The sequence below is a fragment of the Nostoc sp. genome (genome assembly GCF_036919495.1).
Taxonomy (GTDB): domain Bacteria; phylum Cyanobacteriota; class Cyanobacteriia; order Cyanobacteriales; family Nostocaceae; genus Nostoc.
Genome location: NZ_JBALBZ010000191.1, coordinates 34,377 through 51,968, shown reverse-complemented (window position 1 = coordinate 51,968; position 17,592 = coordinate 34,377). Strand labels below are relative to the sequence as shown.

The window sequence follows — 17,592 nt, the reverse complement described above, 5'->3', positions numbered from 1 at the left end:
ACCAAATAACCCAGATACCAGAGGCGCTCGCTAATTTAACCAATCTGACGCAGCTTATCCTCTATAACAACCAAATAACCCAGATACCAGAGGCGATCGCTAATTTAACCAATCTGACGCAGCTTGACCTCGATGGCAACCAAATAACCCAGATACCAGAGGCGATCGCTAAATTAACCAATCTGACGCAGCTTCACCTCAGTTACAACCAAATAACCCAGATTCCAGAGGCGATCGAAAATTTACCGAAATTGGAAAAACTAGATTTACGAGGAAATCGGCTTCCCAATCTCGAAATTACCGAATGGGTTCCCGTCCCCAACTATCCCAACCATCCGCCTCTCGACTACCAAGAACTCCTCGGACTCGAATCAATGGGTGAAAGCACAATCACCATTGGCAAACTAAAATTAAAACTCGATCTGCGTCAACTTTTAGATGGCTACGAATCACTAGAATCACGTCAAAAAATACAAAAAGTAGATCCAGAAAGCGATCGCTTTACAATTGTCAACAAGATTTACAACAACCACCAAGGAGATTTTAAACCCATGACAGAAAACACAAACAACTTTCAAGGCGCAAACATCGCCAACTTTGCCAACGAAGTCAAAGACAACGCCAGTCAGCAAGCCTCTAACTTCAACCAAACAAGCGGCGCAAACATCAGCGAAATTCTGCAACTAATCGGCAACCTGCGCCAAACTGCCGCCCAATTCCCACCGGAAACCCGCGACGACATGATCATTGATATTGATGATGTAGAAGCAGAAATTCAAAAGCCAGAAAAAGAACGCAATTTACCCAAACTTAAAAAGCGTTTAGTAGCTTTACTAACTGCTGCTACTGTAGTTGCTGCCCCGATCGCAGGTATGACAGATTTTGAAAACAATGTTATAGATATAGGTAACAAAGTAGGCATCGAACTAAAGCTTCCCTCTGTTAAATAGACTTTTCTCACTCCAGAGGCGATCGCAAATTCAAGCTTCACAGCTATTAAATAATAAACAAGCGATCGTTTTACATCAATAGCTTGAGATGATTCCTGCATTTGATTTGATGAAAATTGAACTAGCGATCGCGGGTAATGATGCAGATGTGGATGAAGATGGCGCAGTAGAATTTAGTTTGTGATTGACTCCAAAGCTCAAGATAATCCGCAACGCAGGATTAATATATTTTTGCTAAAGTGGGATGCTCCCCAATCATACTTTGTATGGTAGTTCTGCACGCACTTTCAGATTTTATCGACTGCGATTTTGCCATAAGTGGCTCATCTCCTAGTTATTGGTACGAGGGGCATTGTCTCCAAAGTGGTGATTGCCTAAAATTACCCCGCACCTCAATATCTGAAGCGATCGCTCATGGACTTATGCAACAACTTGCCAACAATGACTGTTATTCTCGTGAAGGCAAGATGTATGGAATACTATTAGTTGAACTGCCTGATGGCGAACAAAGGGTACTCAAAGCCTTCTCCGGTCTTTTGAATGGTTGCAGTGTAGTTGAGGGCTGGGTTCCACCAATTCCAGGACGAGACGAAGTTGCTTTAGAGGAAGCCCGCACTTTGGCACAGTTGGACGCGATTAAGCAGGAACTCTTTACCTTAAAGCAACTAACCGAACGCCAGCAGTATGAAACTCTGTCTAATGAATTTGAGCAACAATTGCAAGCAATGAGCGATCGCCATCGCCATTGCAAACATCAACGACAACAGAAACGTCAGCAAATCTGCAATACACTTTCTTCAGAAGCACTCACGATTGCCCTTGAACAACTCGACGAAGAGAGCCGTCAGCAGGGAATTGAGCGACGACAACTTAAACGCCAGCAAAATGCCGTATTAGAGCCTCTTCAACAGTTAATTGCAGCAACGGATGCCCGAATTAGCGAACTGAAACAACAGCGTAAAGCACTATCCCGTCAATTACAAGCTCAGATGCAGGCTACCTACAGCCTGACTAACTTTTCTGGGCGATCGCTATCATTACAGCAATTGATGCCAGGAGGTTCGCCCACTGGCACAGGAGACTGTTGTGCCCCAAAACTGCTCCATTATGCGGCAACACATAATCTCAAACCCGTGGCAATGGCAGAATTTTGGTGGGGTGCGTCTTCGGTAAATCAAGATAAAATCCAGGGAAAATTTTATGGAGCATGTGCCGAGCGATGCCAGCCATTGATGGGGTTTTTGCTCTCCGGGTTAAGACCTATTTCAATCCCTAATAAGTATTTTCACATAATAACTCCACTATTACTAAATACATTAACACATTTACCTAGACCTAATGTGTTTGAGTCCAATGAATTTCCCTCAATGAAGGGAGAAATCCCCATTATTTATGAAGACGAATGGCTAATTGCTGTCAACAAACCTGCTGGATTACTTTCAGTACCTGGTCGTTATCGCGATCGCCAAGATAGTGTCTTGAGTCGCTTACGTCATCTGTTACCGGATGGGATGGCGCTTGCATCTGTGCATCGCCTAGATCAAGAAACATCGGGGATTTTGTTGTTAGCACGCGATCGTCAAACCCATCGACAAATTAGCCAGCAGTTTCAGCAACGCCAGGTTCACAAGGTTTATGAAGCGATACTTTCCGGTGTTATGACAGTTGAGCGAGGTAAAATTGACCTGCCACTGTGGGGAGATCCTGAAAATCGTCCTTATCAAAAAGTCGATTGGCAGCACGGTAAACCCAGCTTGACACACTTCCAGGTAATTGCCAAAGAACAAGATTACACCCGTGTAGAATTTACGCCGCTCACAGGGCGCACTCATCAATTAAGGGTTCATGCAGCTGATGCGCGAGGACTTGGGGTAACTATTTTAGGCGATCGCTTTTATGGATGCTGTGCAGTTACCAGTCGCTTACATCTGCACGCCAGAGAACTTCACTTCAAGCATCCGCAGTCAGAAAAAACCCTTCATTTACAAGCAATTACACCCTTTTGATGCTCAACGAAGAGGACTTGGGGACAAGGATAATTAGGGATAAGCGCAAAGACTTGTTGCAAGTACTCATCCAATTTCACGAAATAATTGATACAAATTTTTTTGCCTCCCCTGCTCCCCCTGCCCTTGCCTTCTCTCTAAATAATCCTCTTAGCGTTAATGCCTATAAAGGTGGAGCTGGAAGTGGCTTTGCTGCAACTGCAAAAGGTGAGCGTCCACCCTGTCCCACTTCAAACTGATTCATCATATCGTGGTCTTCGTGAACCGCATTGTGGCAGTGTGACATATATTTGCCTGTATTAGGGCCAAACTTACCAATTACTCGTATAGTTTCGTTTTCCCCAACATAAAAGACATCTTTTAACCCACGCTCGTAAGGAAAAGGTGGTTTACCATTACGATCAAGCATTAGGCAATCAACTAGGTGAAGGTGGATAGGATGAAACGCACGACCTGATGGGTTAGACAATTTCCAGATTTCAACATCGCCTAATTTAGGATTAGCATCAATTCGGGTGTTATTCCAGGTTTTGCCATTGATCACCCACAGATTATTAGATCGCTCATACTGAAATTCTCTGGTTCGTACTGCTGAAGATTCTGGGATAGGCTGGATTGTACGTAACCTGGAGGGAATAGAGCTATTATCTGGTTCACGCCGCACAACATCAAAGCGCATAATTTGATTCGTACCATCGTAATTCGTGTTGTTAGGAAGTCCGAGATTTCGCAGCACTACCTGAGAGCCAACTGGGTATTTAGAAAAGTCAATAATAAATTCGTAGCGTTCTGCCATCGCCAACCGGAAATTTTTGACTTTAACTGGTGCGCTCATTAATCCGGCATCAGTGCCAATCATAATAAAATCATCGCCGTTGCTCAGGGCAAGATTATAAGAGCGCGAAATCGAACCATTCAAGATCCGGAAACAGTACTTACAGGTATCTACTTCCATGCGCGGCCAAGGCGCACCATTGACCAAAATGACATCACCATATTGACTAATTTCACCTTGGGTATTGAAGACTAACTTGCCAGTATTAGTAAACTGTTTATCTTGGATAAATAGTGGTACGTCGTATTTACCTTTGGGTAAGGGTAGTCCAAGCTCAAAGTCATCTTGAACAATGTACATGCCTGCCAAACCCATATAAATATTACGCGCAGTATTATGAATGGCGTGGTCGTGATACCATAAAGTAGCAGCGCGTTGGTTCGGATAGACGTAATCTTTGTAGAAACCTGGTGGTGTCAAATCTTCAGCATAGCCATCGTACTGCGGTAACGATCCCATGCCATGTAAGTGAACTGATGTTGGTGTATCGACACTATTATTGATAAAGCGAATTATTGATTGTCGCCCTTGACGTTGCTTAATTGTGGGGCCAGGAGCAATACCGTTATACGCCCATATCTGCGTTGTTAGCCCAGGTAAAATATTAACCTGAGCTTTTTTCATCGTGATTTGGTAGTAATCTGTAGTCGCATTGCTCCGCACTGGTTTAAGTACTGGCGGTATGGGAAGTTTGATCCTAAAACGAGTAGGCTGAGGACTACCAGCAGTTGCTGCTTGTCCACGAGATAGCAAGCCTATAGGAATCAGCAAAGAACCACCTGTAAGCGCTCCTAGCTTCAGGGCTTCTCGTCTAGTTATTTTTATCACTTTTATTTCTTTATTAGTGTATTGCGAAATTGGCCTGAATGGTTTTAGCAATCAGTAGATTTGAAAAAATTTGAAATACTAAGATTTACATACTGTACAGACACATCATCTTGTGTATTAAGGTAAATAGGTCGTTTCAGCTTTTTACAAATCATTTTTTATCAATTGCATAGCATTTTTTATATGAATGTACATTTTTGTTTGTTTGTTAAATTTACAAATATATCCACAGAAAGTCAACCAGTTATTAATTTTGTTTAATCCTACAAACATACATATGGCTTGATTTATGCTTCACAGTTTGCATTCGTACTTCTTTTTTAATTTAGGAAATCTAACACATTTTTTACTAATTTTTTAAGTTAATGGAAAAGTTTTTCTACGCTCTCTCTAAATTATTAATTAAATTATGGAGAGCAAACTTATCCACAATTTTGAGCCATTCAATGCCTTTATTTAATACAGCTAGTTGCTAATTATAAACATTATGTTTGATGTTTATCGTTCACTTGTATATAACTATTACGTCATCTGTTGCTGAAAGGGATGGCGCTTGCATCTGTGCATCGCCTAGATCAAAAAACATCTGGGATTTTGTTGTTCGCACGCGACGCGATCGCCAAACCCATCGGCAAACTAACCAGCAGTTTCACCAACGCCAGGTTCACAAGGTTTATGAAGCGATAAGCTAATCGTCATTCATTTTTCCAGACTGATTCGCTTGTAGTAACGGCTTCAGCCCTGGTGTTATGCAACTTAAATGCTCATCAGCTTATCCGGTGTTGTGACAATTAACCAAGGTAAAAGGTGTTGCAAGTGGGATGACTTGGGGCAAGCAGGGCAGGTAGGGGAAGTAGAGGAAGCAGGGGGGAAGTTTGGAAGTTGTTAATTCATCCCGCTTTCACTGCAACGCCAGGTAAAATTACTTCGCTTCAAGCATCCGCAGTCAGAAAAAACCCTGTATTTACAATCAATTACGCCCTTTTGACGCTCAACTCTCGCCTGGGAAGGAGGAAACGCACTACTTTCCTTTAATCTCCTCCCCGAACAGTTAGCCTATTGCTTTTTAAATTTGTATGTGATAATTTTTGCTTGTAGTTAATTGAACGGTTCTCCGACCAACTTACCGTACTTAAAGAAATCGATATCACACCTAAGAGACTCCCCAAAAAAATATTCAAGGAAATCTCTAATGAGTGGTAAAGATAAAAGTGCAGGAGTTTACCTCTAGACTCTCATTCTTATCTTTATTTTATTAAAAAACGAACTTCAGCAAAAGATTTTACCAAAAAGGTATAGATGTTGCTGCTACTATTTGTCCCACAATTCACGATTATATGAGTAAAGTATTCATTCTTAATGCCAACCAACAACCGTTATATCCAGTACGCATCAGCCGTGCTAGGCTGCTATTGTCACAAGGTAAAGCGACAGTATTTCAGCGATATCCCTTTACTATAATTCTGAAGGAATCCCTTTCTCATCTTAAACTTGAGCAACTTGGCTTCAAAATTCATCCTGGTATTAAAACTACTAGTACAACAGGGCGGAAATAGAGCAACCATTTAAAATCCCTAAAAAGCTGATTCCATAATACTTTTGACTTTTGACTTCCGCCTTGCGGTACTAGTACTATTGTCAGCAAAGATAAAAAAATTGGTATTAATCTTAGTTGCCTCCCAAACGGAGGAGTATAGATGACAAACAACACCATCTTAGAACCATTGCCAGAAGACCAGTGGTTTATTGAGAGCCAGGAACTACGATCCTTTGTAGCAACAGTGCGTGAAATTAGCGCTATTACTGTTGACGATCGCACCCAAACCCTCGCTAGATTAGAACCCTATTTTCAAGAACTGCTTGCCCAACAGGAATGGCTACCCCAGAAGTTTGCCCAAGCCAATCCCGAAAGCAGAATGGGTGGTGGTATTGGTCAGTGGCTACTTTATCGCGCCAAAGACCGTTCCCTGTCAATCTTTAGTTTGGTGATTCCTCCAGGTTCAACGACTCCTGTCCACGACCATTTAGCCTGGGGATTAATTGGTTTATACAAAGGCAATCAAGAAGAAACAGTCTATCGCCGTGTAGATAACGGCGATGCTGAAGGACACGCACAATTACAAATAACTGAAGTGCGATTGCTTCAACCAGGGGATATCTATCGTCTGTTACCCCCAGATGGTGATATCCACGCCGTCAAAACTACATCCCAGAGCGCATCTGTATCTATCCATATTCTGGGTAATGATACTGGTTGCATTTTGCGTCACCAGTTCATCCCAGAATCTCACAGCGTCAAATCTTTTCGCTCTGGATATTCTAACGCTCCCTGCAAAGAGGAAGAAGAAAAAAAATATGCCCTACGCTAGACCACAACCCCCCGTATTCGAGCGAGTTGAAGACGAACGCCTGCACCGTAAACAACGCCTAGCTGCTGCCTTTCGCCTGTTTGGTAAGTTTGGTTTCAGCGAGGGAATCGCAGGCCATATTACGGCTCGCGATCCTGAATTTACAGACCATTTTTGGGTCAATCCATTAGGAACATACTTCGGTCATATCCGAGTTTCTGACCTGCTATTAGTTAATAGAGAAGGTGAGGTGGTTAAAGGCGATGCTGAAGTGAATCGAGCTGCTTTCGCCATCCATTCTCAGATTCATGAAGCTCGACCTGATGTAATCGCGGCGGCTCATGCCCATTCACTTTATGGTAAAGCTTGGTCTAGTTTAGGTCGGCTTCTTGACCCCTTGACTCAAGATTCCTGTGCTTTTTATGAAGACCATGCACTATTTGATGACTTTACAGGTGTGGTTTTAGAAATTTCTGAAGGTCAGCGATTGGCGCAAGCCTTGGGGCCAAACAAAGCTATAATCCTGCGTAACCACAGCATTTTAACTGTGGGACATACGGTAGATGAAGCTGCCTATTGGTACATTAACTTAGAGCGATCGTGCCAAGCCCAACTACTGGCAGAAGCTGCGGGTAGACCGACTACTATCAAACACGAAACAGCCCGTTTAACACAAACTCAAGTGGGGTCACATACAAGTGGGTGGTTCGGCTTCCAGCCTCTTTACGACAGAATTGTGCGCGAAGAACCTGATTTACTAAATTAGTTTTGTGTTTTTATGACACTGGCATAATAAGCAAGGTCAATAAGAGGAAAAGGGGCAGGGAGTAGGGAGCAGGGGGGGAATCCCCATACATAAATGTATTGGCTCTGAACCAAGGAAGTTTTATTTCGAGATGTGTCACACGAGAAATAAATCTTTTTACTTTTGGGCATAAATAAATTTATTTGCTCTAAAACCCTTGTTATCTCATGTCCGGCAGATTAGTTATAGTTTCTGCATCTGTGCAATAACTTGAAAACTCTTTTTCTCCCTGCCCCCTTGCGTTCTTAATGATAAGTCTTTAACCGGACACGATATTAAAAGTAGCCAATTTCCGTCACATTTTACTAGCTTCCAGTCCTCAGTTCAATTTATCTGCAATAAATTTTTGCCACGTTGATAAATTTCCCGCGCATAATCAGTCCAAGCACCTTGTCCCCAATAACGAAAACAACTGGTTTGCAACAAAAGATTATGTAAAAGAACGTTACGGTAATGAGATTGTCTGGTAACAGGTTCTGCTGAGTCAGATTGCTGTAATGGCTCAAATTTTTGATGAAATAAGCTGCTTAGTTGATACATGGGAGACAACACATTTTCATATCCTTTTACCCAACTGATATGATTTGTCCACGAGGCTCCATCCAAATGGAAATTAGAGTTGATTTGCTTTAATTCTTGAATGGCATTCTCTACAGCTTCAGGTTGGCAATTGTCTGGTAAAACTCGCTCCCAAATCTGATGTTGTCCCACTGGTTGACAAGTTGGATAGTCTTCAGGTTTGCATCCAGCAGCTTCAATTAATTCTAAATATTCTGTACCACACATTCCGACTACGCCTGATTTACCGCCGCCGTTATTGACCATATCCCACCAAGCTTGTTTAAAGGCGCTAGGAAATTCATTCATCATCACGCCACCATTTTCGCCATCTCCAATTTGGCTAACTATTGGTGGTACAAAAACACTCCCAATCTGTTGTTTCGATAATGTTTTTGCTTCATAATAAGGCTGCATTTGTGCGACTAATTTAGTATCCGAACCTTGGGTTTTAATTAAGGCTGTAATGCTAATTGTTTCGCCTTGAGAATTGCGGGCAACCAAACGATGTGGTAAATGTTTGTGGGTAAGAGATTGACCGCTAATTGTTTCTACAGAATGTTCTTGAACGAGTAACCAGCGATATCCACATTCTTTCAGCGCTTTCACAAATTCAAAGAGAGCATCAGGATGATTTGGTAGGTGCATTTCTGGAGGCGAAAATCCTTTAACTCGCGCTAATGCTTCCCAGCCAAAAATTGCCGCAAAGTGATGTTGCCATGCGATGATATGCAATTTAATATCTGCTATGGGTGTGGAAGGAATAACTGCATGACCCCACATTGTACCCAACCATTCTACATAAGGTTGGTAGGTGCGATCGCAAGTAATCCGTTTAAGATTATCGAGAACATCATTGCGTCCCATTTGCCGCAGCCCCCATAGAAGATTACCTGAGTAATCCAACATCACACGGGGATTGCACCCTTGGCTGACAAGTTCGGGGATCAAGTCTCCCATGCGGCTGTAACAATGGGCAAAAGGATCTGCATTGTGGTTATCCCCTTCATGAGGATGTTCAAACATATATTGCAGATTGCTGATGAGTGTACCACCATTTCCAGCAGGTATAGTTGGTTGGTGCATGTGTAAGGCGATCGCAAACACAGCATTTACATCTTCTAAGCGGATATTTGTTGTTGGTAAAAATACTGGCTGATTATCGTTAACTACAGAGAGAACCTCTGTTTCCCAACCAGATATATTCGGCAAGCCATCAATGATTTCGGGCAAAGGAGTAAGAGTCGTGGGGAAGGAAAGCATTTCTAGTTGCTCCGAAATAAGTTATATCTATAAAACTTGCGAAAGTATCTAATAGCGCTTGACTCAGCATAAATATAGTAAATACCCTGAGCCATAACATTTTTAGGTCATTTTCAGTAACTGCGAACTCAGGCAAGTCTAGTAATCATCAGTGCAGTCTACCCAGATATTCGCATCTTTGTGTTCTACTTTTTGATAAAGTTTGTTTACGCTCTGCGGATGCACCAAGTAAAGCTAGGCTTCATTTCTGGTTAGGTAGATAGATTGCACTTATGGCACAGAATGATGGATAATTAGAAGTCATTTCATAAAATCTTGGATATTTATCCCTTATTGAATCATTTGGAGTAGTTTCAATTAGGCGTTCTACTACGAAGGAATTATCATTTAAAGAATTGAATATTGTTTCAAAAGTATGATGATAACTTACTAATTCCATTTCATCAAACATATTCCATCTATATTCATCGTTGTGAAAATATGGATGCATGGTCACATCATAACCACTACCATTCCAAACTTGATGGGTTATTTCATTAAATGGATGATGAAATGAGAATACAAATTTACCCAAGCTACGGATTACTCTTGCAACCTCAGCAAATAATGGACTTAATTCTCTAATATAGTGAACCATTAAACAGCTATAAATTAACTCAAAACTTTTATCATTAAATGGTATTTTTTCAGCCGTACCAACATAAAATTCTATTTCTGGGTGTTCTCTACGAGCTATCTCAATCATTTTATTCGATTGATCCAGACCAATAACATTTCCTCCCAAAGACTTCACTTTTGCAGTAAAATCCCCAGATCCACAGCCCAAGTCTAACACATCACATTGATTGACATTTTTCTCAATTAGCTTTGTCATTGTGGGAATATCGAGGTATTCATTCCAAAGACTACTTTCTTTGTTGCTTCGCTTTAGATGATATTGTTCGCCATATTTGTCGTACATTAACTTGTTATGTTCTTGATGAATCATGATTTTCTTAACTCCAGATTATTTTTAGTAGTCTCTGATTTGTTGAAGCAAGTGGCGTTTGAGGAACGTAGACCTAACAACAATAATCCTTGGTTTTGTTGGGTAACGCATTGCCTCAACCCTATCTAAAAACTACAAACATTTTTATTTTTTCATAGGAATAAAAGATCGATAATGGAGCGATCGCAACTCTGGTAGAAATTTTGCTACACGGTAGGCGATCGCCTCAAAAAATTTAGGAGTTAGGCGCAGACACGCCATAAATCATGTTCTTTACCAGAACAAACCATCAAAAATTTAGTTTCGGCATCAGCTTTTTCAGTTTTTGACTTGGCTGTTGTTTATTTGGCGCTGGCGGAGTTGCTATTCGTAAAATTAGCTCTAGCAACCAAGGGGCAAGGCGTTGACACCATATAGCTAAATGACTTTGCCATCCGACTAAAATTTCTGGTGAATCGTTTTGCATTCCGGTGACAAGTGCTTTAGCCACTTGCTGGGGAGTCATGGGGATCACCCAGCGAAATAATTTTAAGTCGCGTACCATATCTGTGTCTGTGAGGGAAGGTAGTAATGCAATGACTCGGATATTGTAATCAGCTAGTTCCTGGCGCAAGGCTTGGGTAAATCCTAAGATGGCAAACTTGGTAGCAGAATAAGTCGCCATCGTCGGTGCAGCCACCTTCCCCATGAGACTTGATACATTGACGATTGTTCCTTGCCTTTGGCTGGCCATGCGTCTAGCTATCAGACTAGTGAGGTTGTACATTCCTAACAAGTTTACCGAGAGTTCTTCTTGGACTTGGGGCATTTTAAATTGCAAAAACGAGGTTTGGTATGCGACTCCCGCACAATTAACCAGCAGGTGAATCTGTCCGTAATTGCGCCACAGTTGGGCAACAGCAATATTTACTTCAATTGTCTGCGTCAAATCTAAGGCCACGATCGCAGTTTCTGTTCCTATCGCCTCGATTTCGTTAGCTACCTCTACTAACTTTTGGCGATCGCGTGCTACCAATATCAGCCGTTTGATGCCTTGTTGGGCTAGTTCGAGTGCGATCGCTCGTCCAATCCCACGAGAAGCCCCTGTAATTAGAGCAACTTTACCTTGAATCTCCATTGGTTTTATCCTCCAAAATTTAAGTCTTACCAAACTCTTCGTTATTGCCGAAACACACAATTCAGAGCTAGTCTCTTGTCGGCACAAAGTAAGACAAATAATCAATTGCAATTGAAATCAAACCCAAACTAAGCCTTTAGCAACGAGATATTTCTTGGTTAATCTGCAATCCCTCATAATTGTCTATACGAGGCAGAAATTTATCGTTTTTAACCTGTCAAAGCCTAACAGACTTGGCTGAATGTATATAGCTCATAATTTTACTTCTCCTAGATCAGAGCGCTCATCAGCATCGTTGTCATACACACGTTAGCAATTAAATCAAGGTATTGCAATATTCTTTAATCAGAATTTCTTAATACTTCTTAACGACAGGTATATATATGAAAAAGATTTTATTAAATAAGTTTTTATGAATATCTAAGTACAAATATCTAACTTTCCTGACAATTAAGCCTTATTTTGGAAAATTGTAGTATCTCAGTCTTAATTAAGAAACAAAAAAGACATATAGGTTTTGGTTATTCTTGCAAAACCCCAGTCTTTCAGCTATCCTGTATAGCTGCACCAGTATATTTACGTATATTTTCAAAATAAAGGTTTCTGATTTTGATATTTTAAATAATAGAAGAAAGGGAGTTAAATTATTCTTTTTAATGCAAATTAGAACAGCAGATTTATCTGCCAAAACTTTAGTAAAAAGAGTAACTTGTTTGGCTTTAGCTTTGAGTTCATCAAAGGAATGCTTGAGACTTGCCTGGTGTATGACTATTCATGCCATCTGGAAAAGCGCACGAAAAACCTAACCCCCTTCCCGATCCTCTAAGATACAAGGTTGGGTTAAGCAAAGCGCAACCCAACAAAGCACTCGAAATGTTGGATTATACCATTTCACTTTACTAATGATATAAATACGCTGGTAGGGGCATGGCAATGCTCCTTGCTGTCAACTTAAGCTAAAATCGCTTATCTGTTGGTTTCCATACCCGCCCAGAAATGAATTTTAGCGGCTCATAGCTAAAGTCTACTGAAGTAGACTAAAGATTTTTCAGATTATTTAGTCATCTTTAGAGCAATACGCTTGGGTTAGCCCCAAAAACCTTGAAATGTGTAGGTTGGGTTGAGGAACGAAACCCAACATTTTCGGGGCTTTGTTGGGTTGCGCTTTGCTTAACCCAACCTACAATTTTCCTTAACCCAAGCGTATTGATCTTTAGATGACTTTAGCTATTAGCAAGGAACTTCACTTCCTTGTAGGACATGAGTTTTAGGTTAAGTTGACATATCTCTATTAATAAATCTTGTACTGCGTTTCTATCCCGCCTCGGAATGAATTCCGAGACGGGATGACAGTGAGTTTCACTGGATTTTTAAGCACTGAAGTGCTTACTACAAACTCATCAAATTTAATCAGACAGATCGCTCTAATTAAAACTGTGAGTAATTAAGGGGTTAAAAAGTCTAAATGGTTTCCTGGTTGGGCACGTAAATCCTCTACTGTCCCCTGAATTTGTAACTTGCCTTGATTAAGCAAAATAATCCAATCAGCACGGGTAATTACTCTAGGACGGTGGCTAATCAGGATTGTGGTTTTACCTTGGCGGTGCAACAACAGTTGATCTAAAACTTGAGCTTCACTAACTGGATCGAGTCCAGCAGTTGATTCGTCTAAAATCAAGATTGGTGGATCGTTAACAATAGCTCTTGCTAAAGCCAGTCTTTGGCGTTGTCCACCAGAAATATTTGACCCAAATTCACCTAATACAGTTTGATATTTTTCAGGTAGTCTACTAATAAAATCATCTGCCTCAGCAATTTGGCAAGCCTTGACAATTTGATCGAAGGTGAGGTGAGGAGAACCTAAGCGGAAGTTTTCAATAATTGTGCGACTCCAAAAATGAGCGTCTTGAGGAACCAGAGCAACTTGTTGCCGCAAACAATCAAGAGCTAGGTCTTGCATATTATAAATGCCAAAGCGAATATTGCCAGAATTAGGTGTATATAATCCGGCAATCAGTTTAGCAAGAGAACTTTTTCCACAGCCGGATGTACCAATTAGGGCAACAACTTTACCGCCAGGAATTGTGATGGAAAAATCTTCCAGTAGCTCTAGCCTGCCAGCGTAGTGAAAATTTAGGTTTTTGCAAATAATATCAGCATCATTAGGAATTTTAGCAAAGGGTTTGCTACTATCGCTCGGAGTTTCAGGTGTGGAATCGATAACTTCTGTTAAACGTTCCGTGGCAGTTTTGGCACGCATGAATTCATCTATAAATCCAATCACAGCACCGATTAATGCCAAAAAGTTCCCATTCATCCCGTTAAATGCCAGCAGTTGACCGATGCTGAGTTCCTTACCAATAACTAGGATGCTGCCAAAACCAATCAAACTAACGCTGCCAATAGCATAAACTAACCCAGAAAAGGTACTGTTAATAATTCCAATCTGAACTGTGCGAAATGTTATGTTTGAGAGGCGACCAAATCTGTTCTGAAATTCTTCCCAAAATTGAGGAGCAGCAGTAGTACTTTTGAGTGTCAGCGCTCCTTTAAAGCTTTCAACAAGAACACCTTGGTTTTCCGCGTCTAAAACCAACATACTTCTGATTTTTTGTTGAAGTGTAGGTAGGAAAACCACCGTAGATGAACTCATGACAATAGCAACAACGACGGCAACAAAGGTGAGTTTCCAGCTATAGAACACCATGAAACACAAAGAAATCAGTCCGATAAATAATTGGCTAGGCAGACTGATAACTGCTTGAGCAACTAGCTGATTAATTTGTTGAATATCTTGCAATCTGCTAACAATCTCGCCACTACGACGTGATTCATAGTAAGCCAGAGGCAGCCGTAAAATTGCCCTAGCAAATTCTAGAACTAGCCCTAACTCAAGCTTTTGAGCAAAATTGGCAATCAGGTTAGATTGAACTAATTGCAAACTACTTCCCACCAAATTCATCACCACAACCGCAATAATTACACCAATAAGAAGCTGGGTATCACCTCGAACTAGTACATCATCCGTTAGAATTTGAAGCAAGAAAGGAGACGTTAACGAAAGCAGACCGATAACTATAGCACAGAGAAAAGCCTCGAATATTATGCCACTATAAGGCAATGCCCGCCGCGCAAAGCGCCAAAGACCATTGACTTTATCATCAGGTTGAGCATAAAAGCGAACCGAATCTGGCTCTAGCAAAAGCATGACTTGATCTGACCAAGCCTCAATTAATTCATTCTTAGAGACATAACGGATGTTAAAGGCTGGGTCAGCAATTACATATTTTTTGCCTTTCTGACCATACAAAACAACCCAGTGGTAGCCTTTCCAGTGAATGATTGCTGGCAGTGGTGCTTGGTTCATTCGGTCTAATATTTCTTTTGATGCCCTGACCGAACGCGCATTGAAACCAAGTGCCTCGGCTCCTCGCCTTAATCCCAACAATGTTGTTCCAAGTTGCCCCGTGCCTACCGCTTCCCGGATGCGATTTAGTGTAAAGTTACGTCGATAATGTTTGGCAACGGAAGCAAGACAAGCAGCTCCACAATCTTCTTCGCTATGTTGTGCAACAACTTGGTATTTCATTTCAGACTCCAGTACCCAATAGCATCGTAAAAAAAACTTAAAAAAATAGCAGGGTTTCGTCCCTGCGTGGTTAATAATTTGACCAACAGTTTAATTTTACTAAGTAACTGAGGAAAAAATCAAACTATGTTATGCAATGTAAAATTGATTAAATTCGATAGTAGTAGGCGGCTCCAACCGCTTACTACAAAACTTTAATTATTCACGCCCACTTACTTATCATCACTACCAATCAAATTTTGGTAAGGAGGATAGGTTTATGGATATTTTTATTCCCAGGCTCTTCAATAGTCCTGACACTAAAGTTGTTCCTTTGGTAGTTTTCGTTTTCACAACTTTTTTAAATTGTTTCTTTCCTCCTTTTTGCTCAATTATTTGAGTATAAGAAACCACCTTGCTTTCACCACCACACAGAGTTACTTCTTGAGCTTCAGTCAAGGAGGTAAACATTGGAAAGATTTGATTGCTTTTCATGATTCTAATTAACCTCAGATGCTAATTACGAGTTTTCAACTTGATGGAAATCTGCATCAACTGAAAGATAACGAGAGTTAGCACGTACAAAAATGGCTATATCCTTTTCGCTCTTTTTTGAAAACTAGTAAATTTTGATCAATATTCTTCTTTAATCACTCTCGAATTATAATAATTAGGGCTAAATGCCGAAAGTCAGATATAGCTAGGGATTAAATGCTCGTATATTGATATAAACCCCGTAACTAAGGCAAATAAACATAACCCTAAATATGAAATGTTTTGAGATTTTACTCTGCCGAGAGTGATTAAACATGGATATGAGCGATTTCTCAAATAGCAGCGCTTACTTCTCTGCTTTACTGTTCAAGGTGAGCAGTATCTTTAGCAAAAGCATTAAGTGAATCTATCAACAGTTGCTTAATAGGAACCGTTGATAGACTTTATTAACTTTGTTCAACAAAAGTATGCGGTCAGAATAAACGTAATGCTAGAATAACTGCGATAAGCAACAAAGGTGATGTCTTGTAAGAAGGCAAACTAACTCTATTGGAGCAGGTTAGTTTGTTTAAGACACTTTACCTGAGTAAAGACGTGGTTAATCGTGTCTTTACGTTTATTCTTTCCCTTTTATCAAACATTCAGTTACTTTCCAACTTTAATTGGTGAATAGTTATAGTTACTACCACTTTCTGCTGCGGCTACACCGAAAGGAGCGATCGCAATGGCAGGCCCTGTAATTTGTGTAATGATGCTCACAATACCGGTGGTGGTGGTGGTGTTGTTGGTGGTGGTGGGCGTAGGGGGTTTAACGGGGGGGGTAACGGGGGGTTTGGGCTTCTTCCAATGACCACCAGACAAACTAGCTTCTTCGGTAGCGGTTAATGTAGTGAACAATGTGCTTTCCATAATCTTAGTTCTCGCTTGATTGTTGAATTGTTGAGGTTAAAATCGCGTCACTTAAAATTCAGTTATTTTCCAACTGTAATTGGCGAAGAGTTATAGTTACTACCACTTTGTGCTGCGGCTACACCCCAAGGAGCGATCGCGATGGCAGGACCTGTAATTTGTGTAATGATGCTCACAATACCGGTGGTGGTGGTGGTGTTGTTGGTGGTTGTGGGGGCGGGGGTGGTAGGGGGTTTAACGGGGGGGGTAACGGGGGGTTTGGGCTTCTTCCAATGACCACCAGACAAACTAGCTTCTTCGGTAACGGTTAATGTAGTGAACAATGTGCTTTCCATAATCTTAGTTCTCGCTTGATTGTTGAATTGTTGAGGTTAAAATCGCGTCACTTAAAATTCAGTTATTTTCCAACTGTAATTGGCGAAGAGTTATAGTTACTACCACTTTGTGCTGCGGCTACACCCCAAGGAGCGATCGCGATGGCAGGACCTGTAATTTGTGTAATGATGCTCACAATACCGGTGGTGGTGGTGGTGTTGTTGGTGGTTGTGGGGGCGGGGGTGGTAGGGGGTTTAACGGGGGGGGTAACGGGGGGTTTGGGCTTCTTCCAATGACCACCAGACAAACTAGCTTCTTCGGTAACGGTTAATGTGCTGAATAATGTGCTTTCCATAATCTTAGTTCTCGCTTGATTGTTGAGGTTAAAATTGCGTCGCTTCAAAGTAATAAATATAAACATTTAAAGAGTATATTTGATCACTTTTTCGTTCCGCTAAAAGTATTATACGACTCTTGCTCTAAAGGTCAAGCAATTAATTTTTTAAGAAACATGTATTACACGTCTTCAAAAAATATACTACATAGTTCTTCTTTATACAAATTTAGTTAGAAAAATTTCAATTATCAAAAAATAGCAGATAGTGCC

Annotated in this window: 14 protein-coding genes and 1 pseudogene; 6 read left to right on the top strand and 9 right to left on the bottom strand. The window is 40.9% G+C overall.

The window, feature by feature from the left end; all coding sequences use genetic code 11:
• Both V7K25_RS27105 and V7K25_RS27100 read left to right on the top strand, forming a co-directional pair.
• On the top strand, positions 1-950 hold a 950-nt coding region (locus V7K25_RS27105), incomplete at its 5' end, for a leucine-rich repeat domain-containing protein (protein ID WP_335162361.1).
• A 266-nt stretch (positions 951-1,216) separates the two neighbouring features.
• Complete coding sequence (locus tag V7K25_RS27100) at positions 1,217-2,956, top strand: RluA family pseudouridine synthase (protein ID WP_335162359.1); 1,740 nt, start codon at positions 1,217-1,219, stop codon at positions 2,954-2,956.
• A gap of 163 nt (positions 2,957-3,119) precedes the next feature.
• Here V7K25_RS27100 and V7K25_RS27095 read toward each other — a convergent pair whose 3' ends face one another.
• Positions 3,120-4,619: a multicopper oxidase family protein gene (locus tag V7K25_RS27095; protein ID WP_335162357.1), complete on the bottom strand. Its 1,500-nt coding sequence runs from the start codon at positions 4,617-4,619 to the stop codon at positions 3,120-3,122.
• Positions 4,620-5,141: 522 nt separating this feature from the next.
• On the opposite strand from V7K25_RS27095, the pseudogene V7K25_RS27090 reads away from it, so the two are divergent.
• From V7K25_RS27090 to V7K25_RS27075, 4 genes and pseudogenes are all read left to right on the top strand, one after another.
• Positions 5,142-5,305 (top strand): annotated as a pseudogene (locus tag V7K25_RS27090) (pseudouridine synthase); the annotation flags it as partial.
• Positions 5,306-5,956: 651 nt separating this feature from the next.
• Positions 5,957-6,175, top strand: a complete 219-nt coding sequence (locus V7K25_RS27085) for an RRXRR domain-containing protein (RefSeq protein ID WP_335162353.1) — start codon at positions 5,957-5,959, stop codon at positions 6,173-6,175.
• A gap of 141 nt (positions 6,176-6,316) precedes the next feature.
• The gene (locus V7K25_RS27080) at positions 6,317-6,988 is read left to right on the top strand and encodes a cysteine dioxygenase family protein (RefSeq protein WP_335162351.1); all 672 of its coding nucleotides are present in this window, start codon (positions 6,317-6,319) and stop codon (positions 6,986-6,988) included.
• On the top strand, positions 6,975-7,733 hold the full coding sequence (locus V7K25_RS27075; protein ID WP_335162349.1) for a class II aldolase/adducin family protein: 759 nt from the start codon (positions 6,975-6,977) through the stop codon (positions 7,731-7,733). The genes V7K25_RS27080 and V7K25_RS27075 overlap by 14 nt, the downstream gene beginning before the upstream one ends.
• A gap of 363 nt (positions 7,734-8,096) precedes the next feature.
• On the opposite strand, the gene V7K25_RS27070 is transcribed toward V7K25_RS27075, so the two are convergent.
• The 8 genes from V7K25_RS27070 to V7K25_RS27035 form a co-directional block, all read right to left on the bottom strand.
• Positions 8,097-9,593: a glycosyl hydrolase family 57 gene (locus V7K25_RS27070; RefSeq protein ID WP_335162347.1), complete on the bottom strand. Its 1,497-nt coding sequence runs from the start codon at positions 9,591-9,593 to the stop codon at positions 8,097-8,099.
• Between the two features lie 241 nt (positions 9,594-9,834).
• Entirely contained in the window at positions 9,835-10,581 is a 747-nt protein-coding gene (locus tag V7K25_RS27065; protein ID WP_335162345.1) for a class I SAM-dependent methyltransferase, read from the bottom strand.
• Between the two features lie 289 nt (positions 10,582-10,870).
• Entirely contained in the window at positions 10,871-11,698 is an 828-nt protein-coding gene (locus V7K25_RS27060; protein ID WP_335162343.1) for an SDR family NAD(P)-dependent oxidoreductase, read from the bottom strand.
• 1,444 nt (positions 11,699-13,142) lie between these two features.
• On the bottom strand, positions 13,143-15,287 hold the full coding sequence (locus V7K25_RS27055) for a peptidase domain-containing ABC transporter (RefSeq protein ID WP_335162341.1): 2,145 nt from the start codon (positions 15,285-15,287) through the stop codon (positions 13,143-13,145).
• Between the two features lie 225 nt (positions 15,288-15,512).
• A complete protein-coding gene (locus tag V7K25_RS27050; RefSeq protein WP_335162339.1) occupies positions 15,513-15,761 on the bottom strand; it encodes a hypothetical protein in 249 nt (82 codons plus the stop codon).
• A gap of 645 nt (positions 15,762-16,406) precedes the next feature.
• Positions 16,407-16,670 carry a hypothetical protein gene (locus tag V7K25_RS27045; RefSeq protein ID WP_335162337.1) on the bottom strand — a complete coding sequence of 88 codons (264 nt, stop codon included), beginning with the start codon at positions 16,668-16,670 and terminating at the stop codon, positions 16,407-16,409.
• Between the two features lie 62 nt (positions 16,671-16,732).
• The gene (locus V7K25_RS27040; protein WP_335162335.1) at positions 16,733-17,005 is read right to left on the bottom strand and encodes a hypothetical protein; all 273 of its coding nucleotides are present in this window, start codon (positions 17,003-17,005) and stop codon (positions 16,733-16,735) included.
• Between the two features lie 62 nt (positions 17,006-17,067).
• On the bottom strand, positions 17,068-17,340 hold the full coding sequence (locus V7K25_RS27035; protein ID WP_335162333.1) for a hypothetical protein: 273 nt from the start codon (positions 17,338-17,340) through the stop codon (positions 17,068-17,070).
• Between the last annotated feature and the right edge of the window lie 252 nt (positions 17,341-17,592).